Origin of the sequence: Sphingobium sp. KCTC 72723 (genome assembly GCF_014280435.1) — a bacterium.
Taxonomy (GTDB): Bacteria; Pseudomonadota; Alphaproteobacteria; order Sphingomonadales; family Sphingomonadaceae; genus Sphingobium.
In genome coordinates this window covers 3,437,843-3,461,032 of record NZ_CP060388.1, presented here as the reverse complement: position 1 = coordinate 3,461,032, position 23,190 = coordinate 3,437,843, and the positions used below count along the sequence as shown (strand labels likewise).

General features: G+C 57.8%; 20 protein-coding genes and 3 pseudogenes. 9 read left to right on the top strand and 14 right to left on the bottom strand.

Annotated elements, in window-relative coordinates; genetic code table 11:
* Nucleotides 1-3 precede the first annotated feature (3 nt).
* From SPBM01_RS16730 to SPBM01_RS16695, 8 genes and pseudogenes are all read right to left on the bottom strand, one after another.
* Nucleotides 4-1,800: an ABC transporter ATP-binding protein gene (locus tag SPBM01_RS16730; protein WP_188062708.1), complete on the bottom strand. Its 1,797-nt coding sequence runs from the start codon at nucleotides 1,798-1,800 to the stop codon at nucleotides 4-6.
* Between the two features lie 188 nt (nucleotides 1,801-1,988).
* A complete protein-coding gene (locus SPBM01_RS16725) occupies nucleotides 1,989-3,410 on the bottom strand; it encodes an outer membrane beta-barrel protein (protein ID WP_188062707.1) in 1,422 nt (473 codons plus the stop codon).
* 13 nt (nucleotides 3,411-3,423) lie between these two features.
* Nucleotides 3,424-4,011 carry a polysaccharide biosynthesis/export family protein gene (locus SPBM01_RS16720; protein WP_262504235.1) on the bottom strand — a complete coding sequence of 196 codons (588 nt, stop codon included), beginning with the start codon at nucleotides 4,009-4,011 and terminating at the stop codon, nucleotides 3,424-3,426.
* A gap of 253 nt (nucleotides 4,012-4,264) precedes the next feature.
* Nucleotides 4,265-4,549, bottom strand: coding sequence for a hypothetical protein (locus SPBM01_RS16715; protein ID WP_119750773.1), 285 nt, complete (start codon nucleotides 4,547-4,549; stop codon nucleotides 4,265-4,267).
* 305 nt (nucleotides 4,550-4,854) lie between these two features.
* A pseudogene (locus tag SPBM01_RS16710) lies at nucleotides 4,855-5,238 on the bottom strand (IS3 family transposase); the annotation flags it as partial.
* Between the two features lie 333 nt (nucleotides 5,239-5,571).
* Entirely contained in the window at nucleotides 5,572-6,957 is a 1,386-nt protein-coding gene (locus tag SPBM01_RS16705) for an O-antigen ligase family protein (protein ID WP_223177717.1), read from the bottom strand.
* 70 nt (nucleotides 6,958-7,027) lie between these two features.
* The gene (locus SPBM01_RS16700; RefSeq protein ID WP_188062705.1) at nucleotides 7,028-9,439 is read right to left on the bottom strand and encodes an oligosaccharide flippase family protein; all 2,412 of its coding nucleotides are present in this window, start codon (nucleotides 9,437-9,439) and stop codon (nucleotides 7,028-7,030) included.
* A 291-nt stretch (nucleotides 9,440-9,730) separates the two neighbouring features.
* Complete coding sequence (locus SPBM01_RS16695) at nucleotides 9,731-10,861, bottom strand: acyltransferase family protein (RefSeq protein WP_188062704.1); 1,131 nt, start codon at nucleotides 10,859-10,861, stop codon at nucleotides 9,731-9,733.
* Between the two features lie 631 nt (nucleotides 10,862-11,492).
* Here SPBM01_RS16695 and SPBM01_RS16690 point away from each other — a divergent pair.
* The 5 genes from SPBM01_RS16690 (at nucleotide 11,493) to SPBM01_RS16670 (ending at nucleotide 16,969) form a co-directional block, all read left to right on the top strand.
* On the top strand, nucleotides 11,493-12,536 hold the full coding sequence (locus SPBM01_RS16690) for a hypothetical protein (protein ID WP_188062703.1): 1,044 nt from the start codon (nucleotides 11,493-11,495) through the stop codon (nucleotides 12,534-12,536).
* Between the two features lie 23 nt (nucleotides 12,537-12,559).
* The gene (locus SPBM01_RS16685; RefSeq protein WP_188062702.1) at nucleotides 12,560-13,684 is read left to right on the top strand and encodes a glycosyltransferase family 4 protein; all 1,125 of its coding nucleotides are present in this window, start codon (nucleotides 12,560-12,562) and stop codon (nucleotides 13,682-13,684) included.
* Nucleotides 13,684-14,520, top strand: a complete 837-nt coding sequence (locus tag SPBM01_RS16680; RefSeq protein WP_188062701.1) for a WecB/TagA/CpsF family glycosyltransferase — start codon at nucleotides 13,684-13,686, stop codon at nucleotides 14,518-14,520. Before SPBM01_RS16685 ends, SPBM01_RS16680 begins: the two co-directional genes overlap by 1 nt.
* Nucleotides 14,521-14,543: 23 nt before the next feature.
* Nucleotides 14,544-15,683: a glycosyltransferase gene (locus SPBM01_RS16675; protein ID WP_188062700.1), complete on the top strand. Its 1,140-nt coding sequence runs from the start codon at nucleotides 14,544-14,546 to the stop codon at nucleotides 15,681-15,683.
* A 143-nt stretch (nucleotides 15,684-15,826) separates the two neighbouring features.
* Nucleotides 15,827-16,969 (top strand): glycosyltransferase family 4 protein, encoded by a 1,143-nt coding sequence (locus tag SPBM01_RS16670; RefSeq protein ID WP_188062699.1) that lies wholly within the window; start codon nucleotides 15,827-15,829, stop codon nucleotides 16,967-16,969.
* Nucleotides 16,970-17,181: 212 nt separating this feature from the next.
* Here the strand turns inward: SPBM01_RS16670 and SPBM01_RS16665 are convergent, their stop codons facing one another.
* Both SPBM01_RS16665 and SPBM01_RS16660 read right to left on the bottom strand, forming a co-directional pair.
* Nucleotides 17,182-17,418: a hypothetical protein gene (locus SPBM01_RS16665; RefSeq protein WP_262504234.1), complete on the bottom strand. Its 237-nt coding sequence runs from the start codon at nucleotides 17,416-17,418 to the stop codon at nucleotides 17,182-17,184.
* Nucleotides 17,419-17,473: 55 nt separating this feature from the next.
* Nucleotides 17,474-17,698, bottom strand: a pseudogene (locus tag SPBM01_RS16660) (transposase domain-containing protein); the annotation flags it as partial.
* Between the two features lie 186 nt (nucleotides 17,699-17,884).
* Between SPBM01_RS16660 and tnpA the strand changes: the two are divergent.
* From tnpA to SPBM01_RS16640, 4 genes are all read left to right on the top strand, one after another.
* The gene (gene tnpA / locus SPBM01_RS16655) at nucleotides 17,885-18,277 is read left to right on the top strand and encodes an IS66-like element accessory protein TnpA (RefSeq protein ID WP_188062698.1); all 393 of its coding nucleotides are present in this window, start codon (nucleotides 17,885-17,887) and stop codon (nucleotides 18,275-18,277) included.
* A complete protein-coding gene (tnpB, locus tag SPBM01_RS16650) occupies nucleotides 18,274-18,630 on the top strand; it encodes an IS66 family insertion sequence element accessory protein TnpB (RefSeq protein ID WP_006949016.1) in 357 nt (118 codons plus the stop codon). Before tnpA ends, tnpB (SPBM01_RS16650) begins: the two co-directional genes overlap by 4 nt.
* A 67-nt stretch (nucleotides 18,631-18,697) precedes the next feature.
* Complete coding sequence (tnpC, locus tag SPBM01_RS16645; protein ID WP_188062697.1) at nucleotides 18,698-20,293, top strand: IS66 family transposase; 1,596 nt, start codon at nucleotides 18,698-18,700, stop codon at nucleotides 20,291-20,293.
* The gene (locus SPBM01_RS16640; protein ID WP_262504233.1) at nucleotides 20,290-20,883 is read left to right on the top strand and encodes a plasmid pRiA4b ORF-3 family protein; all 594 of its coding nucleotides are present in this window, start codon (nucleotides 20,290-20,292) and stop codon (nucleotides 20,881-20,883) included. The genes tnpC and SPBM01_RS16640 overlap by 4 nt, the downstream gene beginning before the upstream one ends.
* A gap of 77 nt (nucleotides 20,884-20,960) precedes the next feature.
* On the opposite strand, the gene tnpB (SPBM01_RS16635) is transcribed toward SPBM01_RS16640, so the two are convergent.
* The 4 genes and pseudogenes from tnpB (SPBM01_RS16635) to SPBM01_RS16625 form a co-directional block, all read right to left on the bottom strand.
* Nucleotides 20,961-21,122, bottom strand: coding sequence for an IS66 family insertion sequence element accessory protein TnpB (gene tnpB, locus SPBM01_RS16635; protein WP_262504453.1), 162 nt, complete (start codon nucleotides 21,120-21,122; stop codon nucleotides 20,961-20,963).
* A 77-nt stretch (nucleotides 21,123-21,199) separates the two neighbouring features.
* On the bottom strand, nucleotides 21,200-21,457 hold the full coding sequence (locus SPBM01_RS22230) for a hypothetical protein (protein ID WP_410483062.1): 258 nt from the start codon (nucleotides 21,455-21,457) through the stop codon (nucleotides 21,200-21,202).
* 30 nt (nucleotides 21,458-21,487) lie between these two features.
* Nucleotides 21,488-21,939, bottom strand: a pseudogene (locus SPBM01_RS16630) (IS5 family transposase); the annotation flags it as partial.
* 105 nt (nucleotides 21,940-22,044) lie between these two features.
* A complete protein-coding gene (locus tag SPBM01_RS16625) occupies nucleotides 22,045-22,890 on the bottom strand; it encodes an IS5 family transposase (protein WP_188062258.1) in 846 nt (281 codons plus the stop codon).
* Between the last annotated feature and the right edge of the window lie 300 nt (nucleotides 22,891-23,190).

Here is a 23,190-nt window from a genome sequence, read left to right as displayed (position 1 = left end):
CGATCAGGTCTCCACTTGGTCTGCGTTCGCACGCGACAGCACGATGTCGGCATATGAGCCGATACGCGCAATCCTTCCGCCATCGAGCTCGATGATTGTATCGCAAAAGGCCAGAGTCGTCAGCCTGTGGGCGATCACAAGAATCGTAAGATCGCGGCTAAGCGCGTTGATTGCGGTCATCACTGCGGCTTCCGTAGCGCTGTCGAGCGCACTTGTCGCTTCGTCGAGGACAAGAACGTCGGCCTGCTTGTACAATGCGCGTGCTATACCGATCCGCTGACGTTGCCCCCCCGAGAGACGTATGCCACGTTCACCGACCTTGGCGTCATATCCCAGCGGCTGGCTTTCAATATGCTCGGCCAATTCCGCCTGTAGCGATGCCCGCGCAACAGCGGTCATGTCGATGTCGGGGTATTCCTTCCCGAATGCAATGTTTGCAGCGATGCTGTCGTCCACCAGAAAAATGGTCTGCGGGACGTGTGCAATATTGCGCTGCCAGGCTGCACGGTTGGAAGAATCAAGCGCAACACCATCAATGGCAATCGTGCCTTTGGTAGGCTCCAGCAGACCCATCACAAGATCGATGAGCGTGCTCTTGCCGCTTCCTGTCTTGCCGATGAAGCCTATTCGGGCGCCTTTGGGGATCTTAAGATCGACGGCGTCGAGGACCATGGGACCATCGGCAGTATAGCGAAAGGACAGGCCGTTAAACGTGATAGCCTGCTCAAACGACATGCGTCGCGTGGGTTCGGTCTTGCGTGGGGGCACCGGGCTCTTCTGCAGAAGGTCGATGACGTCATGGAGCTCCTGGTGGGTTCCCAGCACCTGCGACCATGTCAGGAAAATCTGCTGCAAAAGCGGCATCAGCCGCTGTGCGCCCAAGGCTAATGCGCCAAGCACCGGGATTGCGGCGATCAGTCCGCCCGGTGTGCCGCTGACATAGGTCGCAAAAAGCACCATGCCAATCATGCCTGTCGATTCGATGACATAGCGCGGCGCTGCACCCATGAAGGCATTCATGGCCTGGGCGTTTTTGAATGTGGTGTCGACAATCTTGAACTTGCGAATGTAAACAGCCTGCGCATGGTCAAGGATCACATCGCGGATCCCGCCAATGCCTTCCTGCAAAACCTGGAAACGGCGCGTCTGGCTCTGCGCTATTTTGACGCTATTGCGCCGCAAGGGCTGCCTAGTAAACAGGGTCACGATGAAATAAATGCCACCAAATAGCCCGGCAGCGGTCAATGCGACCTTAAAATTTACGAGCATCATCGCCGCGATGATGAACAGGGCAATAATGAGCGAGGAAGTCCCTATCATCAAGGGCTTGATGACGTTGTTTACCACCTGCGTTACCTTGTTCATGCCCGAGATAGCGTTGCTGCTATTGTCCAGAACATGATCGCTATATGGCTTGTGGAGCGCGCCGGAATATACTTGGACACCAAGATCATAACCGATTCGGTGCGAGAATTTATTGTTCACATATGCAAGGACAACGCGCACCACCCCGCACACGAAGACAACGATGCAAAAACCGATCGCAAGAGGCACGATGAGATCGGTGGGATCTGTCCAACCCATCAGAACCATGACCTTGGCGACGATTGGCGTCTGGGCCACGAGGTCCGGCCTTGTAATCAGCCCAAGAAATGGTGCGATCGCGCCTATGGTCATTGTTTCTGCAAAAGCGCCAACGAACATCAGCGCCATGACCAGCTGCAGTTGGCGCAGGCGCTTTGTAGGCAAGAAGCGCGACAAGGTTATAAGGGCACGAAAGGTGCCTGATTTATCCACCATTTATGCAGCCTTATCCGTTTATTTTCGTACACAGCCGTGATCATGTGCACATGGGTACGACTATTTCATAAATGCAGGCATGCTTCAACGCCCGGCCATGCGAACAGAAACGCACCACCCCGATTGGCCGATGGCCGCTTGAGGATATTGCGCTGCTGTATCAAAATGATCTTGCGTCTATCGGCTATTTAAAGCTGCCATGTGAGACCGGCAGCGAGATCTATGGAAGAAAAGTCCCGATTGGCTGCGAACCCGTCAGCATTCCGCTTGCGAAACTCGGCAGAAGCATTGGCCCGGAACCGCGGGCTTATAAACCAGCGCGCTCCAAGGTTGCCATTGAACAGTTTTGCTGACCGATCGCTGTCGGTGTAGTTGGCCGTCTCATAGGCGATGGACGGCGAGATAATCACATTGCGTAAAAGTTCATGGTCAATACCTATTTTAAAGATCGTCGTGAACGCTGCCGAGGAATTGACGCCTGCGACATTTCTGAGCGAGCGACGGGCCGTAAAGTTCACCGTTGTGAGTTCGGTCACCAGAAAATCCAATTGCGCATCGATGCCATAGCCACCCTGGCTGTTGAAGTTGGCGCTAACAAACTTTGCACGCAAATAGCCGACACCAAATCGGCCCTGAATGACGGGGGTCACATCGCCTTCTATTCCTCCGAGTATTTCGAGCGTATCGACATCACGGCTAGCACCAAGATCAACAGAGAACCGCCGCATATTCTGACCGAGCGATATGAAAAGAGACCGTGAGGCCGCGAGCTGATAGCCCAACTGACCGGTAATTCCATATTCTTCATTGTCCCGGAAACGTTGAACGAGAGGCAGGCCTTCGGGAGATACGCTGTTGCTATAGGAATTATTGCTGTAGCGGACGACAGCCTTGCCGATAAAACGCCCACGGCCGCCGATCTTTGCGCCCAGTTCCGCAAGCGTGTGATCATGCCGAATAGGCTTGCGCGTTACAATGATATCGCCGGTGCCACCACGATCCTGCACGACACGTTCATGCAGCAACTGCATGTTGATCGAATCGCTGCCCAGAATATCAGTCCTGCCGGTTGCTCGCGCACGATAGGTAAAATTATTCTCGGTCGTATATTCGGCGTGCAGATCCTTCTGTACAAACCCATCGACAGTCAAGGCATGCCTCGACCAATTGGAGCGCAGAACGCTTTCGGCTCGTGTGGACAGATAGCCGTCCGATCGCTCGTTGGACTGCCTGAAAACGTTGTTGGTGTAATTTGAGGTGGCCGTGATCGCTGGAAACAGGATGAAGGAGCCTAGAGCTACTCCGACCGGATCGTAAAACCGCCGTTGACGATCGAGAACCGGCACACCCTTGTCGGTATTTTCAACCATGCGACTGGTGCGGCGGACACGGTTCAAAACGGGGTCTTCGCGCGTCGTGTCGCCGCGCAGTCGCAAATAGGGATCGTCACGGATCTCCGGGACATTGCTCCCGGGCAGCGTATTCTGCGCTTGGGACTGGTCCGTTACAACTGCGGTGTCCTGGGCATGGGCCGGCACAGCCGTGCAGGCAGCGAAAGCCATGGCAGCAACGCTCGCGCGAAGGCCATGGAGGTGAGCAAGGCGCGTCATGTATCGGCGCCGATCAAAAATGACGTTCGCCGACGCGTATCACGTCGCCAGGGGCTACCTTGATCGGTTGGGTCGGGTCGACTTCATACTCTGTCTTGTCGTCGGCCCTGCGCAGAAACACCTTTTTGGTGTTTGCGCGATAGGTATACCCGCCTGACGTCGCAATTGCGCCCAGCAGGGTTATGCCTTCCAGCGTCGGGTAGCTACCAGGCCGCTCAACTTCGCCAAGCACGAAAAAAGGTCTGAAGGAATAGACTTCGACAGAAATGCTGGGATTCACCAGAATGCCGCTTTTGTAGCGGTTCACAAGCGCTTGTTCGATTTCGCGGGCTGTCAGACCTACTGCCGGTACGTCGCCAATCAGCGGCATCGTTAGGACGCCGCCACCGGAGACCTGATACTCACCCGACAGGTCACGCTCACCATAGACGTTGACGCGAAGCTTGTCCCCCAAGCCCAGCTTATATTCCCCGGAAGGACGGGATGCCATAGCATCGGCAGAGAGAGGCGGTGTTGAAGATGTGGCACAAGCGCTTAGTAACGATGCAGTTACTGCAAGGCTCGCTAAACTATGCATCCATGCCGTATTCCGTTTGATCACGCCCCGATACTCCCTCTGTTCATTCCCTAGCGTACTCGATAGCAGGTGGCACTGGCGAACGCCAGAGGCCAGCGCACGGCGCCGAATATCTCTGTAACGCCCTTCTGATGAAGGCGTGCGGGCCTTATCGGTCGACCTGAAGCGCCCCGGGTTTTCAGGAGGCAGTTTTCATTTGGCTATGCAGCCATATCGAGGTTCTCGAGGGCTGCATAGTAATTGTCTTCGGCCTCAGCTCGACTTTGTACGTTTTTGGTCAGGTCCAAGTCCAGAAGATGCTGTTTTCAGCGATGTGGTCGAGGGCCTGATCGAGTGGCAAGACGCATCCGCCCATATCGTCAATATCTTCCCATTTTCGCCGGTGTGACCAGTAGCCGAGCCTGACTTCGTCGCGCGTGCCGACAGGCTTGAGGCGGGCGATCGGCGCGTCGGTTTCCAGCAGATAGAGATGGTAAGCGCCTTTGTCCTCGTACCAGCCCACGCCACCGCCGTTGGCTGCGTCAAACGTTTCGATGCGTAGAATGATTTCGTCGTCTTTCATGGAGCATCCATAGCTGCCTTCAGGTCACAGCGTATCCGGCTCAACTTGCCGCATGGCCCAAGTTGAACAGTGCCAGCGGAACACGCAGAGAACGTGAGCTGGTAAGTATCTGATATTGCTGGGCGTGGATTTGGTGACAAAATCGGGTGTGCTAACAACATTTTGCCTGTGGCTGGCGGCTTGGTTTATTTTTACGGGTGCAGGCAGTAACAACCTGCCCATGTATGTCGTCGAACGAGTCGCGCGCGGGCAAGGACCACCGGCCCGAGCTTGCCCAGATGATCCTGGCCGTGGTGATCGACGCCGACCTTCCATCCGACAATCCGCCGGGCAAAAGCATCAATCACGAAGGCGACATAGACGAAGCCTGCCCAAGTATGCACGTAGGTGAAATCGACGACCCACAGGGCGTTTGGCCGGCTGACGCGAAATGCCCGATTGACCTTGTCCAGCGGACACGGCGCCTTCGGGTTGCTGATGGTGGTGATCGTCTTCTTCCCACGATGGACGCCTGCCAGCCCCATGGCGCGCATTAATCGTTCCACCGTGCATTTCGCCACCATGATGCCTTCACGCCGCATCTGGTGCCAGACCTTGCGTGCGCCATAGAGACCGAAGCTGGCCTCATGGACCCGCTTTATCTGCTCCCTGATCTCGTCATCACGCTGCGCACGTGCTGGACGCCTGGCCGTGCACCGCCTAGTCTTCCACGAACGACGGGCAGCGATGGGATAGCTGCGCCCAGAATCCAGGAGAAGGACTGAAAACTGGCGGAATGGATCCCTGCGCGGCTCGTAATCACGCCAAATTCGACGCCGCACGCATAAGCGCGCTCAGATTATCGGGTTGATGGAGGTGCCCAGCTTATCATTCCATTCTCGCTCAAGGGTGTCGGCAACGAGGCGGTTGTGGGTAAGAGCAAGAACAATCGGACGGTTACCATTCGTACAGCACGACCCGATCTTGAACAGCGATTTGCGGACGCCAGCGAAAATGTCCTGTAAGGCGCTGCCCAAGGCGCCTCACGCGCTGGCTGGCGCTCCGCCAAGCGCGTGCTCCGGTCGCGCCGGTCTGAGCGGCGTCGGAGGAGGAGGAGGAGGAGAGGTCTTCTTCGTCTGCGCAAGGCTTGCCTGCCTTGTCGCGTCCGACCGATCATGGTCCAGTTCCAGACGCGTGCGTGCTGTATAGAAGGATGCCAGAAGGATAAGAACCCAGGCCGCATCGGTATGCCGAAGCGCTACCGTCGCCGAGACATTGTTCACAATGAAGATAAAACAGCAGACAGCAAAAACCGGCCATATATTCGATTTTGGTTGCTGTATCGACGCGGATAAGACCGCCAATATGGTACGCACCAGAAAGAACGCCAGTATGGCAAGGCCAAACCAGCCCAGCTCGAGCCAGGTATCCAGATAGCCATTGTGACCATGTGCCGGCATCCGCGCCCAACTCGAAAGATACCGTGCGACATCCTGAACAGCTGGGCCAAGCCAGAAATCGCGATACCCCGCGCCAAACCAGGGATGGCTGTCGGACGCTACCAAAATCGCGGATTCCCACAATTTGGTCCGCCCCGACATCGTCGCATCGCGACCCATTGACAGTAGCAGATCATCGAAGGTCGCCGTTCCGATGACCGCCATTGCCACCAGAATTGCAGTTGTTATGGCAATGCGCATGCCTGTCGATAAGCGCTCGATGCGCAGGAACTGAACCAGAAGAGCGCCGCCGCCGCCCAATAGGACCAGCAACCAGCTCGCGCGCGATTGGGTCAACGCGCAGAGCGCAAGCGTACACAGGATGGTGCTGATCCTGACCACATGCAGCCACTTTGCGTGCGGGCTATAGAGTAGCGCGACGAACAGCGAGACAGCGCACATGCGCCCGGCGATGGCCTTGTGGCCATAGACTCCCATCCAGGCGCCGCTGTTTACCGAACCTTGCGTGACGCCGATCTGGGGAAGAAAAAGGCCTACCAGGATGCTGGCAACCATGCCGATCCAGAAAGATATCAACAGGCGTTCGAAAAACTCTTCGGGGGTGTAGCGGGTCACAATATACAGGCAGAACACGACTGTAAGCATATGCGCGGTAGCCCTGCGCATTACCGGACCGGGATCGGCGCTCCACAGGACGGAGCAAAGGGGAAGCAGCACCAGAAGCAGCACTTCGGGTCGCCGGGTTAGTAGAGTGAGCGCCGCCCTGATGCGGGGGAAAAGCAGAACCGTTGCCAGAAGATAAATGACGATCGCTAGAAAGAGGCGATTGGTGTTGCTGTCGCCAAGGCCAAGTTCTTCCCCGCTGGGCGGATACAAAAGAGGCGTCAACGCATCGGAAATGAGCAACATGGCGACGATGAAGAATATATATTCTGCAGCGCCCAGGACGCCGCTCCTCGTCAATCGCATATGTAAAACCCCAAAAGTGGCGCGTGCCAGGCGCAGCGCCCGACCGCTGCTACTGTATTCCCATATGTGCTTAGCGCGTTTTTCCGGGGCCTACCAGCCAGCGAATGCGCTTAGTGAGAAAGGGTGGAAATGCGCTTTCAACGCTCTGCAATATGTCGCGTAAAAAGCCACGGGCAAACACAAGCATAGTAACGGGATACAAAATGGCGCCTGTTGCGAGCAGTACTGCGAGGCGCAGCGGGGGCGAAAAATCTGCCAGGACCGTCAGCTTGCCGATAAGCAGAACCCCCGCCATCGCTATCGCGCATAGCAAGGGCGGCGAGATGCCTTTTATAAGCCGGTCGGATGTCAGCCCAAGCTCGCGTTTCAACATGCGAAACGATTCCGGGAGTGTCACATAGCGGCGTATGGTATCTCCTGCGGCTGCAGCGGCGGCACCGAAAAACGAAAGGCCGCCTACGATGACAGCGCCGCTGGCTAATTTCACGAGCTCGGTAGAAATCCCCGCCTTTGGTCGGCCAATGCCTTGCATGGCCGGCTGAAAAAACTGCAACAGCGTAGACGAGACGACGGCAAAAGCCAGTATAGTCATGATGAGAGCGCTTGCGTGCCACTTCTCGCCGAAAAAAACGTCAATGAAGTCTTCCGATATCACCGCCGCACCCAAAAAGGCCGGGAAGGTGAATGCGCCGCAAAGCTGCGTGAACCGGGAATAAGCGCGTCCGGCCGCGTCTTTGCTCTCCAGGCGGGAAAAGGCGGACAAAGCGGTACTCTGTATCGGGTTGATAAGCGTTTGCACGAGGAAATTGAGGCTTCGCGAGCCGACGCGATACATGCCGAGCGCTGCCGCTCCGGCGGTTAAACCGATTATGAATTCAGGGAGGCGGCCGTTCATCTGTCCTACCAGTCGGCTGGTCAGGACATGCGTACCATAAGCCATCAAAGGGCGCACCTCGGCGCGCACCATCCTGAGCCGGGGAACAAAGGGTACGGCATTCCAGATAATGGCGGTCTGGAACACCGATACAGCCAGGCGATTGATGACGAGCGCCCAGACGCCCAGTCCAGCAAGTGCGCACGCGACACCGATGGCACCACCTAGAACAGTTGCACCAACCGTTCTTGCTGCAAGAGCGCGATAGGCAAAATCCCTTCGCAATCGTGCTTCCTGGACCGCACGAAGGGCGTCGACGACCAAAGATCCTGAAAGCGCAATGACCACAAGAGCGGTCAATTGCCCCAGTCCCCAAGCCAAGGCGGCCAGGCACATCCCAGAGATCAGGACGACGAAGCCAAGGGCGGAAAATACATTGATCCAAAAGGCAGTAAGCGCCACATCGTCCTCCCACCGTGTGCGCTGAATCAATGCTTCGGGGATGCCCCCCAGGACCACGCTTCGGCTCAGGTCGATGAAAATCGCAGCAAAGGCGACCATCCCGAAATCCGACGGCTGAAGCAAACGGGCAAGGATGACGAAAATCGCGAAAGTCGACAGTTGCGTCGCGGCCGCAGAAATGATCGACCAGATCGATGCGCCAGCGAGCCGGGATTTTACGGCGGCCGTGGCGTCTGTCTTATCGGTTTTGGTGGGCAAGGAAGGGTCAGGTGGGCTCACCGTTTTACTGTCCGATACTGGACCGTCTGGGTTCGATGCCGATCCTGTCGAAGCCGATGTCTTGTTCGCGACACCCTCTTGCGCCCTTCGGGAGATCAACTCAGGGGCATGAACTTCCAAAATGACCTGCGCGTTCCCTTCAAGCATGACAGCTGACAGGCGCCCGGTCTTGTAGGCACCGGTATCTATCGCAACGCGATTGGGGGAGACGATGGCCCCTTGTGCATTCACCGTATGTCCATGGACCACAATAGCCCCATGACGCCGCTTGCTTTGGGTAAACTCTTTCCGAATCCAGAGCTGATCATAAGGGTCTTGGGAGCTCAGCTTCTTACCGGGCCGAATTCCGGCATGAACGAAATAATAATTGCCGACCGCATGAGAGAATGGCAGCTCCTTGAGCCATGTCTGGACCCGTTCCGGTATGGCGCTGCGTGCGCATGCGATCATCTCGTGCGGATCTGTAAGGTCCTGGGCGTTTACATCGACCCCAAAGCTTTCAAGCGTAGCAATGCCGCCGATCTTGGGCCACAGCATGGCGGCATCGATATCGCCCTCGAGAACATCGATTAAAATCTGTTCGTGGTTGCCGCGCAGAAACACGAGATTATCGAGAGGGGCGGCCTTGGAAAAAATCTTGACAAGATCCGCTGAATGGGCACCCCGGTCGATGAAATCACCCAGGAATATCATCTGCACACTGGCCGAACTGCGCGCTGCGTTGTCCGCTTCGATCACGGCCATGAGGCGGGTGAGCAAATCGCGTTGACCGTGGAGGTCGCCGATCGCGTAAAGCCGCATGCCATCAGGAACATGATGGACGGACGTCTGCTTTTCTCGCTGCTTTGCAAAACGCGCAAAGAACATTCTTTATTCGACCCCCTTCATGCGCGCTTGCCCTTGTTGTATCGGCCTACCCAAAAAACTTTGTCCTGATCGGTTTCCAGCGCGGCAATCTACAGCAATATGCGGGCGCCTTCTACAGTATGTGGCGCCGTACTCCAGTGTCTGCTCAAGGGGGAGGCAGACTTTTCGATCCAATCGAGAAAATTGGCAAGGGATGGCGTAAGCGGACAAATATTTGCCCCCATATTGCCATTGCATGTCCATCGAGAATGTAAGCGGGATCCGTTCACCCTTACGCTTAGCACAGGCGTATCAGGCGCCGGGGGGGCGCGACGTCGCAGCGTTTGTAGGTGCATCGGGTCCGAAGGCGCTCGGCACGGTTGCTGGAGCCTCTGGGCTTTCCTTTGGCTTAAAGAAGCGCTTATATTTGAGGATCGGTTTTTCGAAAAAGTGCCAGGACGCTGCAGCGACAGCCAGGGTAAGGCTAATGGACGCGACGCCCAGAACAACGCGCGGCATCGTTCCAAACTGCGATTCCAGGATCCTGGGTATGAAATTGTGGGTCAGATAAATGCCATAGGATATCCGACCGATATACTGAAGCACGGGGTTATCGAATATCTTTCCTGCAAGACCCTTGAAACCCAGCGTCGCGTGAATGACAACCCAGGCCATGGGCAAAGCACAGAACAGATCGTTGAGATAATAGCGAAACGGCCCTTTGGTACCAGACCCGTACCAGGATGCGACCGCAACGCTTAGCGCGACAAGGCATAAACTCCCGAAATATCTGGCCACCGCTGGCGTATACCAGCTTAGATCGAACGGCTTGCCGCGACGGAAGGAAAGGGCTGCCAGAAGCGATCCTGCACCCAGTTCGGACAGGTTGCTCGGAAGCAAGGTCTGAATGACATCGGCAGAGACGCCTATTGCACTCATCCAGGCCTTGAAGGCAAGAGAGAGAAACAGCGTGGACAGGAGGATGACCGGTACAAGGTGACGACGAGGAGTAAAGGCGATGACAAAGGGCCAGATCAGGTAGAACTGCTCCTCGACGGCCAGGCTCCAGAAATCGAGTATGGGATTTCCCATAGCAATCCAGATATTGCTAAGATAAGAGACATGCCAGGGCCAGGACGAAGCTACCGGCTCAATCCGGAATGCGACGAGGATGGCGATCCAGGCGAAATAGGCAGGTACCAGACGCAAAAATCGACGCATGTAAAAATCGCGCCAGACCTTGCCACGTTCGGTCGCGTTTGCACGAAATTCCTTGAGCAGGATCGACGTTATCAGATAGCCGCTCAGGCAAAAGAACAGTCCCACCCCAAGGGAACCCATGCCCAGAGGAAGATGTGCATTGATGCCCTCTCCCCCATAATGTTCGACGATCACAAGGCCGATCGCAGCGGCACGGACCGCATCAAGTTGTGCAAGGCGCAAGTAATATCTCCCAAGGGCAGCTGCCTCTAACGCAGCTAACGCAAAATTGTTACTTATTATTCAAGGGATATTAATGGCAACGGGAAGTAGTGCCTTTCAGGGAGGTCGCGGTTGCGCACCGGGCGCCAGGCTGCAGCGTTATGCTGCGGTGCAAACCGGCACATCGTCAAATACAGGCAGGAATAAGACGAACCGAAAATATTGCAATGCAATAATGTAACCGTTTGTGCGTATAACGATGCAGGTCGGGTCGGGATAAGGTTTGTCAAATTAGCGGAGTGACGGATCGAACCCGATTTAATGCGTACAGCGGAAGCTCTCCCGCTTGCCGCGTCCAGCTTGTGCATGGAGGATGGTCACGCGGAAAGATGTTAGAACCGATGAGCTTGAGTGGTAAATGCGCTGTCAAACCGAAGGTGCACAATATAGGGAGCGCTTGCGTAACGACCTTGAGCGTCTGTTTGCTTGTTTGATGCCGATCGTACGAGTCGCCCTTTTGCGGGCAGACAGTGCAGTGCTGAGGGTGATTGCCGGAGGGGGGCATCACTGGCGCAGGCCGGAGGGCTGCAGCCCATAGCCAGGGTGCATGCGCCCGGGGCCACCGGTTAGACCTATTGAGTAAGGATATTACGTGACGGTGGAATCAGTTCATCTCATCAACAGCTATCTCGAGGCGCATCATAACGATGCACTTTTACTTGTGACGCGCGGTGTTCCTGCGCCGTCGCTTTCGGTCGAGCGGGCTTGCGACATGATATACACACTTTGTCTGACCGGCCAGGCGCATCGCTTGACGCCCGATGGCGCGCGGGCATTCTGGCAATATGCGTCCAGTTGGTCCCTGGCGGGCGGCATTACTGCGCCCGCGCCCGGTGCCCCTCAAGCCAATGTGCATCTGACGGCCTATGTTCTCGGCGCGCTAGCCCTTCTGCGCGATAGTGGCATGCCGTGTGCGGAGCCATTATTCGCAAAGACGGGTTGGGCTATGGTTGACATTATTGACAGCGACAATGTGCCGCGCTGGCCCAGAAAGTTCAGCCACCACAGCTGGCGTGTGAGCCACTGGGTAGGCGGCGCCGCCTCTATCGTGTACAATCTGTGGCGGCTGGCACCCAAAGAGGCTGCGCGTCAAAATGTGCCGGCACCTGCCGACGTCCTGACCGCAGCCGACAGATTGGTGAACCCGCGCAACGGCCTTTTGAAGTGCTATTCCAGCGAGTTTGCGCAAAGGGTTTTCAAGGCGCTTTACCGAATTCGGCATGATCCAGAAGCCGGCGAAGTCGGGGGCATTGTCCATCTTCACTGGGTCAACTACGCTACGGGCCGCACACCGTTCAAGGCGGCGCCGCCGCTGTTTGATCGCGCGCGCAAGCTTTACTGGAAGGCGCCCTTCCTCGAAAAGACACCCTATTGTCTCGATTTCGATATCGTGCAGATCCTGCGAACCAGCGCACCCGATCGCTTGACAGATCCCCAAATTCTGGACCGTGCTAAACGCTTTATTGACGATATCGATCTATTCTTCAGTACCAGCCTCGATGAACAATATGCTCTTCACAAATTGCCCGGAGCGCTAGCGACCCAGCATGAAGCGGCATCGATATTGGGGCTTGATAAATTTGGGTCATCGGATTTGCGTCCGATCGATATCATCAAGAAGGCGGGATGGATTTGATGCGTCGAATGGAAAGATATTGAATGCGCACTGATCCCGCTCGGCTGAAGATCTTCTGCATCGCTTCGTTCATGAACACAGCGGGCGCGCAGGAAGCTCTGGTGCGCGTGTCGAAGCAATTGCGCGCGCGTGGCCATGACGCACCTGTGCGTTTTATTTACAGAGACAAGCCTGCTTTTGTCGACGATCCGAAGGTACAGGTCATACGTCAAACTCGTGATCTGAGCGCTCTTGGCTATCTGCTCGCTTTTCTGGGCCTTCTTGCGCAGCTGCGCAAGGAGCGACCAGACGCGGTTCTATGCTTCATGCCGCTTGGGACTGTGATGGGCTGTTTTGCCGCCGCTCTCGCAGGGATTCCGGTACGAATTGCGTCACAGCGCGCGCCTGGACCGACCTTTGGTACAGCGATGCGCATACTGGATCGCATTTGGGGCAGCACGTCGCTCTACACCCGCATAACCTGTGTTTCGCAAGCGGTTTCGGACTCGTTTGACTCCTATGCTCACGCCTATCGCAAGAAAATGTGCGTCATCCACAATGGTATTGACTGGAAACCCTCCCCGTTGAGCAAGGCGCAGGCGCGTGCGCGGTTTAATCTTCCCGCAGAGACATTGCTGTTTTTTGCGGCCGGTCGCATGTCCTACCAAAAATATTACGCGTTCCTTCTGGAACGGCTGCGTGATGTGCCCGACATGCATCTGGTCATTGCCGGTGACGGTGACGATCGACCTGCACTAGAAGCGTTCATAGAAAGCCACGGCCTGGCGCCCCGCGTCCATCTTCTTGGAGGGGTCAGCCACGCCGATGTCGTGCATCTTTATGCGGCGGCCGACGTATTTATACAGACGAGCCGGTATGAAGGACAAAGCAATGCGACACTGGAAGCCATGCATGCCGGACTGCCCATCATTACCAGCGATATAAGCATGCAACGGGAGACGCTTTGCCCGGTGGACGGCGAATGCGTTGCAAAGCTTGTCTCGCTTGACGATCCGACAGGCTGGAACAGCGCGATACAGCAGCTGATTTCCTCGCCGGAGGAGCGTCAGTCTTTGGGGAGGGACGCCAAGGCATATGTCGAAGCGCGCTTCGGCCTGAAAGCGATGATCGACGGCTTTGAAAATATTCTACTGGAGGAATGCAAATAATGGCCAAAGCGATGGCTACACATGGACGTGTCTCGCGTACCCGTCGTACCCGGGCCGTTTCAACGCCCGGGCGCGGCGAACGGGTCGTTATTGGCGGGATCGCTGTCAATAATCTTTCGTCTGCGCAGTGGTGTGCATTGCTCCTCGATGACTGGAAGAGCAGAAAGCCCGGTGACAAAGCCAAGGTGGTCACGACAATCAACGGTCAGGTGCTTTCGCTTTCCGGTAGCGATATGGAGTTCAAGGCCGCCCTCGAGCAGGCGGACGATATAGCGGCCGACGGCATGTCGGTGGTGAAGGCGTCGAAGCGCTATGCCCGCTATCCGCTTGTGGAACGTGTCGCGACAACCGACTGGTACCACGATGCAGCGCGTGCGGCCGCGGCCGTGGGCATGCGGTTTTATATCGTCGGCGCGACCAAGGACGTCAACGACCGCGCCATCGCCGAGGTCCGCCGCCTTTATCCCACGCTGCGGATCGTGGGTCATCGCGACGGTTATTTCAGCGATGATGACATCGCCCAGATTGCGCAGGACGTCGATGCTGCAGGCGCAGACGTGCTATGGCTTGGCATCGGCAATCCCCGGCAGCTGATCGTGGCGCACAAGCTGCGCGCATTGCTTAATAATGTGACTTGGGTGCGTACTTGCGGCGGGCTGTTCGATCATCTGGCCGGCGTTCACAGCCGGGCGCCGAAGTTCATACAGAATATCGGCTTTGAATGGGCCTGGCGGGTGGCCCTCGAGCCGCGTCGCCTGTTCTGGCGCTATCTCACCACGAATGTTCACGCCGCTTATCTCATGCACAAATATTCCGAGCGGTCGCGCGACGCCTGATGACGACTGATAGCGGGGCGCGCATGACGCCGATACAGCAAAGGGCTGTGTCCATTTCCTCCCAGCCTCAAATTGCAGTCTTCCTCCACGATTTGCGCGGCGGCGGAGCGGAGCGTGCAATGTTGCGGCTTGCAATCGGTATGAAGGATGAGGGGCGTAGCGTCGTCCTCGTGCTCGTCCAGGCAGTAGGCGAATATCTTCAGGACGTCCCTGAGGATCTGCCCCTTGTGAACTTGAACCAAACCTCCGTATTTGGCGCCATTCCAGCACTGGCCAATTGGATCAGGGTCCACAAACCCTACCGCATTCTGTCCGCGCTCACGCACGTCAACATTGCGGTGATCGCCGCGGCCAGGCTCGCCCGTTTCCGGGGGGCGATCTTTGTGTCAGAACGCAATCAGATATCGCAAAAGGCGGGAGCGGCACGATCGCTGCGGGAAAAGATAACCTACAGGCTCACGCCGGCGGCCTACCGCCGCTGCAACGGCATCATTGCGGTGTCCAACGGGGTGGCGCAGGATCTGATCGGCTTTGCGCATCTTGACCCCACCAAAGTGCATTATGTTCACAACCCCGTGTATGACGAAAAAATTCTCGCGCGCGCACAAGAAGCGGCCCCGCATCCTTGGCTTGAGTCTCCCGATCGCGACCGGCCAGCGATCATTGCCGTAGGTCGCCTGCATCACCAGAAGGACTTTGCGAGTCTCATTCAGGCATTTTTTCTCCTGCGTGCCGCGCGACCTGCGCGATTGATCATATTTGGCGAAGGCTCTGAACGTGGCGCGCTCGAAGCGCTGATCTCTGCCAGTGCCTTTGGCGCCGATGTGTCGCTGCCCGGTTTTTGTAAGAATCCGTTCGCGGCGATGGGGCGTGCGGATCTTCAGGTCCTAAGCTCGCGCTGGGAGGGTTTCCCCAATGTTCTTGTTGAAGGCATGAGCTGTGGGGCTCCGGTCGTCGCAACCGACTGCCCCAGCGGCCCGAAGGAGATTCTCGACGGCGGACGCTATGGGCCGCTCGTCCCGGTCGGAGATACTGCGGCTCTAAGTCAAGCGATGGGCGAGGCCCTCGACAACCCCCAAGCAGGGGCCATCGCTGCAGAGCGGGCAAAGATATTTAGCGTGAAGAATGCCGCCAGACGATATCTGGAGCTTTTGGCGATCTAGGTGTCGTATTGGCACTGAGCCAGCGTCTAACCCTTGGCCAGCGGCCACGGAACGATCGGCAAGATGTTGAAATTTTGGAATGTCGGCAGGCGCAAGGCCATGGTCGGGAAAGGAAGTCCGTGCAATCACAAGAGGAAACTGGAATGTCCAGCACCATGACGACATTCAAGATTGGCTTTCCCTATGTGGGCGATCGGTTCGGCGGCAGCAACATGTCCTCCATGGTCATGGCTGGCGGCCTGCAGGATCGCGGACATGAAGTGATCGTCATGACCCATGGTCCAGGACGAGCCTATGACGAAGCCAAGGCCCGGGGACTAAATGTGATCGCATTGCCAGCGCTGTCGTCAGCGCCGGGCTACTCGCGCCCGGACAGGGTCCGTGCCGAGCATCTTCTTGCAGCACCCTCCTGCGCGGCGTTTGCGCGCCGACACGGGCTCGACATCGTTCATACGAACGATCTCACAATGCTGCGCACCTGGGCCCTGCCAAGCATGATGTCAAGGACGGCTCTTATTGCGCACTGGCGCACGTCATCGCGCGCAAGCGTCTCGGTATCCGCCGCCCTTGCCTGTGCAAAAGCGGTTATTTCCGTCTCTGGATATTCCAAGGCTATCTTGCCAGCGTGGGCACAAAAGAAAACGACTGTCGAGTTCAACGCGATGGAAACCTTCTATGACGAAGCACAGCGCAAGCAGGCCCGTTCCGTTGTGCGCGCACGTCTAGGCTTCCCGGACAATGCCATTTTAATAGGGGTTTTTGGCAACCTGACCAAAAGAAAGCGCGCCTATGCGCTAGCCGACATAATGCAGCGGCTGGGCGAGGATATTGACGGACGTCCCGTTCGCGGCGTCGCGTGCGGCGGCATTGTCGAGCCGCGCGACGAACAGTTCGAAGCCAAGCGTGCGGCTTTCGGGCTGACCGAGCGGTTGGCAGCGCCTGGCTTTGTCCGTCCGGTCGATGAGTGGATGGCTGCCTGCGACATCATCCTGGCGCCTGCTGAACGAGAGCCGCTAGCCCGAAACGTTCTTGAAGCCATGGCCGTTGGCGTTCCCGTAATCGTTTCGGATGATGGGGGTTTGAAGGAAATCGTCGAGGACGGCCAGAATGGTTTCCTGCTCGACCCGCATGACACCGACCTATGGGTCGATCGGGTCCGCCGATTACTGAGTGCGCCGGCATTGGCGGACAGGTTCGTGGCGACAGGTCAGGCTGTCACTGCCGAGCTGACCGCGGCGAAGCATGCTGAACGCATCGAGAAGATCTACCGGTCCTCGGTTCGGTAATCGGGGACCAGGCGAGTGCCGTAAGAGTGGTGTTTTATCGCTTATTTTCATGACCTTATGAGAAGCGCGCCGGCTGGAACGCGTGCCGATCCAAGGCTTCAGGCGGATCGCTCAAGTGTCTTCCAGCTCTCAGGACTGTTGCCATGCGGCGAGGTGACTCGAATATGCTGTGACCCGACGGCAGCTATGGATGCACCGTAACCGTCCGATTATTACCGCGGCTTATGGGCCTTGAAGCGCGCGGCGAGTTCGGGATCGTCGATAAAGTCATCGAGGAATTGGTGCCAGGCCTTGGTCGTGAGACGCGCCTCGCTGAGCATGTCCGTCAGTTTTTCCACGCCGTGATCAGTCAGCGCGGTGATGGCCTCGTCCGGACCGGTCTGGACGCTGACGATGGCACCGTAGGTGAGGTTGTCGTCGTTTGAAACGATGGCTTCCAGCAACTCCACGTTCTCGTCGAGTATTGTGGCGACATAGTCGTAAGCATCCGGTGAGAACCGCGGATCAGGCGGCTTTGCGTTGATCGTCTTTTGCGCGCCAGTTCCAGGGCAGCAGTTCGTGGAGACGGTTCTGTGGGATGCCTGCGATCTGCGTGAGAACATCGGCTAGCCAAGCCTGGGGATCTATATCGTTGAGCTTCGCCGTGCCAATGAGGCTCAGCATGAAGGCGGCGCGCTGGCCGCCGCGGTCTGAGCCCACAAACAACCAGGCTTTTCTTCCCCGGGCCATCGCAGGGTCATTCTGCCCATGTCGGGCAGATGGTAGAGTTTCATTATCGCTGGCATCCATATTACGGCGGTCGTTTTCGGCATGAAGGCCGCGAGGACCGGGCCAATGGCGGTAAGCGCCGACGGAACGTGGCCTTGTCGGCATCACCGAAATAGGAAAGCTCGCAGCCTTTAAGGAGGCGGGAGCATGGACAGTGAGCAGTCAAACGAGCCGCGTATGAGCGGTCGCGGGGATGGCGGAGCGCTTGTACAGGTGGAGCGGCGTCGGAACTGGAGCGACGAGGAGAAGCTGGCGATCCTGAAGGAAACGACGGTGCCGGGCGTTGTCATATCGGCCGTAGCGCGGCGGCATGGGATAGGCACGGGTCAGCTCTACACCTGGCGCAAGCAACTGCTCCGGGGAGCGATGGCAGGCTTCGTACCTGTCGAACTGGCAGCATCATCGCCGTCGGCCAAAGCCCGAGAAGCTGGGCGGATCGAGGTTCGAGGGCAGTGTGGCTTGACGGTGTCGGTTGATGGCGAGGTTGATCGGGCTGCTCTGAAACAGGTGCTCGATGTCTTGCGGGAGCTGGATCATTGAGCCTGGCGCTCCCGCCTTCGACGAAGATCTACCTGTCCCTGCCACCGTGCGACATGCGCAAGGGGTTTGACGGGCTGTCAGCGCAGGTGCGCAATATTCTTCAGCTCGATCCCTTCTCGGGGGCGGTGTTCCTGTTCCGCGGGAAGAGGGGCGACAGGCTGAAGGCCTTGGTCTGGGACGGCTCAGGGCTATGTCTGTATGCGAAGCGTCTTGAGCGCGGAAAGTTTGTTTGGCCACGTGCCCATGAGGGTGCGCTGCGGCTGTCGGCAGCCCAGCTTGCGATGTTGCTCGAAGGCCTGAACTGGAAGCAGGCGATCGTCCACGACGAGGTCATCACGCCGAGCCTCGCATAGTGAAAAAGAACAGGAAAACCGCCATTTTATGTAGGCTTTGCCGTCGGCTTCCGTTATTATCGGCGGCATGCGGTTCGCCCTTGATCGCCTTCCCACTGACCCGGTCCTCCTGCAGAAAATGCTGCTGGAGATGGCCGATGTCATGGCGCAGGAACGGGCCGAACTGACGGCGGCGCAAGCCACGGTCAAAGCCCAGACCTTGCGGATCGAAAAGCTCGAGCATCGCGTCGCGCGGCTGCTGCGCGTCCAGTTCGGTCGTAGCTCAGAGAAAATGGATATCGCCCAGCTGCGGCTGATGTTCGAGGAGGTCGAGGCACCGGAACCCGCCAACGATGAGGTGGCGGCACCGCCTGTGGCGAAATCGGCCCGCAAATCCGGCGGCCGTGTTCCGCTTCCTTCGCACTTCCCGCGTCATACAGTCGATCATCAGCCCAGCCCGTGCAGTGCCGGTTGTAACGGGCCGTCAGTACAGATCGACGAGGCTGTCACTGAGATCCTCGACTATGTCCCGGCGCGCTTCCGGGTCATTCGCCACGTGCGACCAAGACTGGTGTGCCGGTCCTGCGAACAGATCCGCCAGGTGCCCGCTGTCGATCTGCCGCTGCCCAAGGTGATGGCGAGCAGCACCTTGCTGGCCCATCTCGTCGTCAATCGCTTTGTCGATCATCAGCCCTGGCATCGGCAGTCGGTGATCTTCCGCCGCGTGGGACTCCACATCGATCGGGACGTGATGAGCCGCTGGGCCCGAAAACTGGCATGGCTGCTGGCGCCGCTGGGTGAGCGGCTGTTCGCCTATATCCGGGAAGCCGCCAAGATCCACGGTGACGACACGCCGGTCACGCTGCTGGGCAATGGCGATGGCAGCCGGACCGGGCACTTCTGGGTATATCTGCGTGATGACCGCTCCAGCGGCGACATGAGCCCGCCTGCCGTGGCCTTCCGCTTCAGCGCAGATCGTGGCGGAGCGCATCCGGCAGAACATCTCGCCGACTATCGGGGGTATCTACAGGCAGACGGCTTTGCCGGGTACAACGCACTTTACCGTGACCCCAAGACCAAAGCGCTCAAGGATATCGTCGAAGTGGGATGCTGGAGCCACGCGCGCCGGAAATTTACCGACATCTTGGACAAGAGCCCGTCACCGATCGCGGCGGAGGCGGTTGTGCGGATCGACGAGCTCTTCGCCATCGAGCGAGATATCAAGGGTGCGCCACCCGATGAGCGACGACGCATCCGCCAGGTCAAGGCCGTGCCTAAGCTGGAAGCCTTGCGCGTCTGGCTTGAAACTCAGAACCGTGGCCTGTCTTCTGACAGCAATCTGGCGCGTGCGTGTCGCTATCCGCTCAATCGCTGGCAGGCCATGGTCCGCTACTGTGATGATGGTCGGCTCGAGATCAGCAACAATCTGGTGGAAAACGCCCTGCGCGGTGTCGCGCTCGGGCGCCGAAACTGGATGTTCGTCGGTTCCATGAAGGGGGGAGAGGCCGCCGCGCTCTTCTACGCCCTGGCTGGTACATGCCGGCTCAACGGCGTCGAGCCCGAGGCTTGGTTCACTGACGTCATTGAGCGCATCGGTGATCACCCGATCAATCGGATCGATGACTTTTTGCCGTGGAAATGGCAGGCATCAAGGCTGACCAACGATCTGGAGAAGGCTGCGTGAGCAACGGCACTGTCGTGCGGATGAAGATTACGCTGGACGATGTCACGCCGGCCGTCAGCCGAACGCTGGAGGTGCCGCTCAATATCCGGCTCGACCGTCTGCACACCGTCATCCAGACCGCCTTCTCCTGGACGGACTCTCACCTGTGGGAAATGAGCTTCGGGCAGACCGGCTTTGGCATCCCTGATCCTGAATATGGCTTCGACGGGCCGCTCGACGCCCGTAAGGCCACTCTCGCCCAGGTCCTGGCGGATACGAGGCGCAAGACCTTCCGATATCTCTATGACTTTGGCGATGCCTGGGAGCATAGCGTCAAGATCGAGCGCATCAGCACGGCCAGCCCGCACCTGACATATCCGCTCATCCTCGATGCAGTAGGCATGCGGCCGCCAGAGGACTGTGGCGGCCCATGGGGTTACGCCGAAAAGCTCGAAGCGCTCGCCGACCCCCAACATGAATATCACGAAGAGGCGCTCGAGACCCTCGGTGAAGACCATGATCCTAACGCCAAGCCCGATATCCCCCTGATAGAGGCAAGGCTGGAAGCGCTCGCGAAAAAATGGGCGCCACGGACACGCCGAAAAGCCTGACAGCCCGTGTCAACGACGCCTTCCGTCGGCGCTTACCAATGGCGCGATCATCCGGGTAGAGATCAGGCCGGGTGAGATCATCCAGGTCGCAGAGTGGATGCTGGACAGGGCGTTGTGCGCCGACATGGAGATGGGCGACCATCCCAGTAAAGCAGCTTCAGCCTGTCGCCGCGCCGTCCCCGAAAGGCGAATACGGCACCGCTGGCCGGCTTCTGTCGCAGCACGGTCTGGGCCAGCATCGCAAGACCCGAAATCCCTTTGCGCATGTCAGTGACGCCGCAGGCGAGATAGACCCTTACGCCGGTGCCCGGTCCGATCATGCAGCTTCCACCGACCGGATAAGCCGGGTCAAGACAGTAGCCTCGATGCCGGCATCGAAGCGAAGCCGCCGTCCTTGCGCCAGACACAGCTCGACGATCAAGGGCGAGACCACCACCCGGTCATCGAGCACGGGTTCCGCGCTCAGCATGGACGCCACGATATCAACCGGCAAAAAGGTCGGTCCGTCCGCCGCAGGCAGCAACCCTCGCTTGCTGAACAAATGGCGCCATTGATAGATCTGGCTTCGCGACACATCGTAGCGCCGCGCGACGCGCGCCAACGTCTCGGTGTCGGTCAAGATATGGCGTTTACGGCCCTTGACCTTCTTGCCAGCGTCATAGCCACAAGGACCGCCGCTTTCCGTGGTTTTGACGCTCTGGCTGTCGATCACACCCGTCGATGGCGATGCTTCCCGGCCCGTCATCTCGCGGCATGCCATAAGCAAAACATGGTTCATCGTCAGCCACAGGCCGGTGTCGCGCCAGAGGTAAAACCAGCGCCGCACCGTCGAGACCGGCGGAAAGCATGGGGGCAACATCCGCCATGGCAGGCCGCCGCGCAGCAGGTATAACATCGCTTCGACAATTCGCCGCATCGGCCACTTGCGGGGGGGCGTCCCACATGCGATGCAGGTGGCAACAGCGGTGCGAGCACCGACCACTCGGCATCCGTCAAATTGCTTGGCAAAATCAGCCCGCGTCGCGCATGAAGCTCGCGAGTGGTATCGGTCCACATCGTTGATCCTTGGTTAGTTTCGCAAAACTCCTGAATCAATGACAGGAATAGCCGTCAAGCTAACCTGCTGATACCAATCACCTTAATTTCGGATCAGAGGCTGACTCATAAAGAAGCGTTTTGATTACAGTCGCGTGCGATTCTGCGGGTGATTTGGTTGACGGATGCGATGAAAAGCCAGGTGGTGGCGCTTTCGATGGTTCGCTCAAAGTCCTTGGCGAGGCGGCGGTTGCGGTTCAGCCATGCGATTGTCCGCTCGACTACCCAGCGGCGTGGCAGAAGCTTGAAGCCCTTGGCGGCGTCGGAGCGCTTAATTATGTCCAAGGTCCATGTGCCGATTTTGGTGAGCGCGGTGCGCAGTTTGTCCCCGGCATATCCCCCATCGGCGAAGACGTGACGCAACCACGGGAAGGTTTGGCGGATGCTGGCAAGGACGTCAGGCGCACCGTCGCGATCCTGGATATCGGCGGTGTGAACGATGGCACCGACCAGCAGGCCCTGCGTGTCTGTGACGATGTGCCGTTTGCGACCCTTGATCTTCTTGCCCGCGTCAAAGCCCCGTGGGCCGCCACTTTCTGTCGTTTTCACACTTTGGCTATCGATGACACCCGCGCTGGGAGAAGCTTCCCGACCCATCGCTTCACGTGCCATTAGCAGCAGGGCGTGGTTGATCGATTTCCACACACCCATTGCGCTCCATCGGTAGAAATAATGCTGTACAGTGGTCATGGGCGGAAATAGCCCTGGCGGCAGCATCCGCCACGGCAGGCCGCCCCGAAGCAGATAAAGGATCGCCTCGACAATCTGCCGGTAATCCCAAACTGGCGGACGACCGAGCTTCGAACGCGGTGGGAGCAGCGGTTCCAAAATCGCCCATTCCGCGTCAGTCAGATCACTTGGCAAAAGCAGTTCGGCTCTGGCATACTGCCGCCGGGTGGTGTCGGTCCACATGTGTCACTCCGTCGTCGTTTCGCAACTCCGACTGAATCACATCTCGCTGATATCACCCAACTTTTTTTTCGGTCAGCCTCTTAGGCCACTCCCGCCAACCCTTCTAACTAAGACCGGTGAATAAGACGGGCTAGGCAAATGACTGTTTCCTTTTGAGACATCGACGCGTCCATTTGTATAGCCTTTGGGCTAAGCTATCCCGCTGCAAGCGAAAAATTGCAAAAACGTCCTTAAAGGAAATCATTAATGCTTTATTCAACTGGGATTCTACAGTAAGACTGTTTCCAAGGAGAGGGTTCC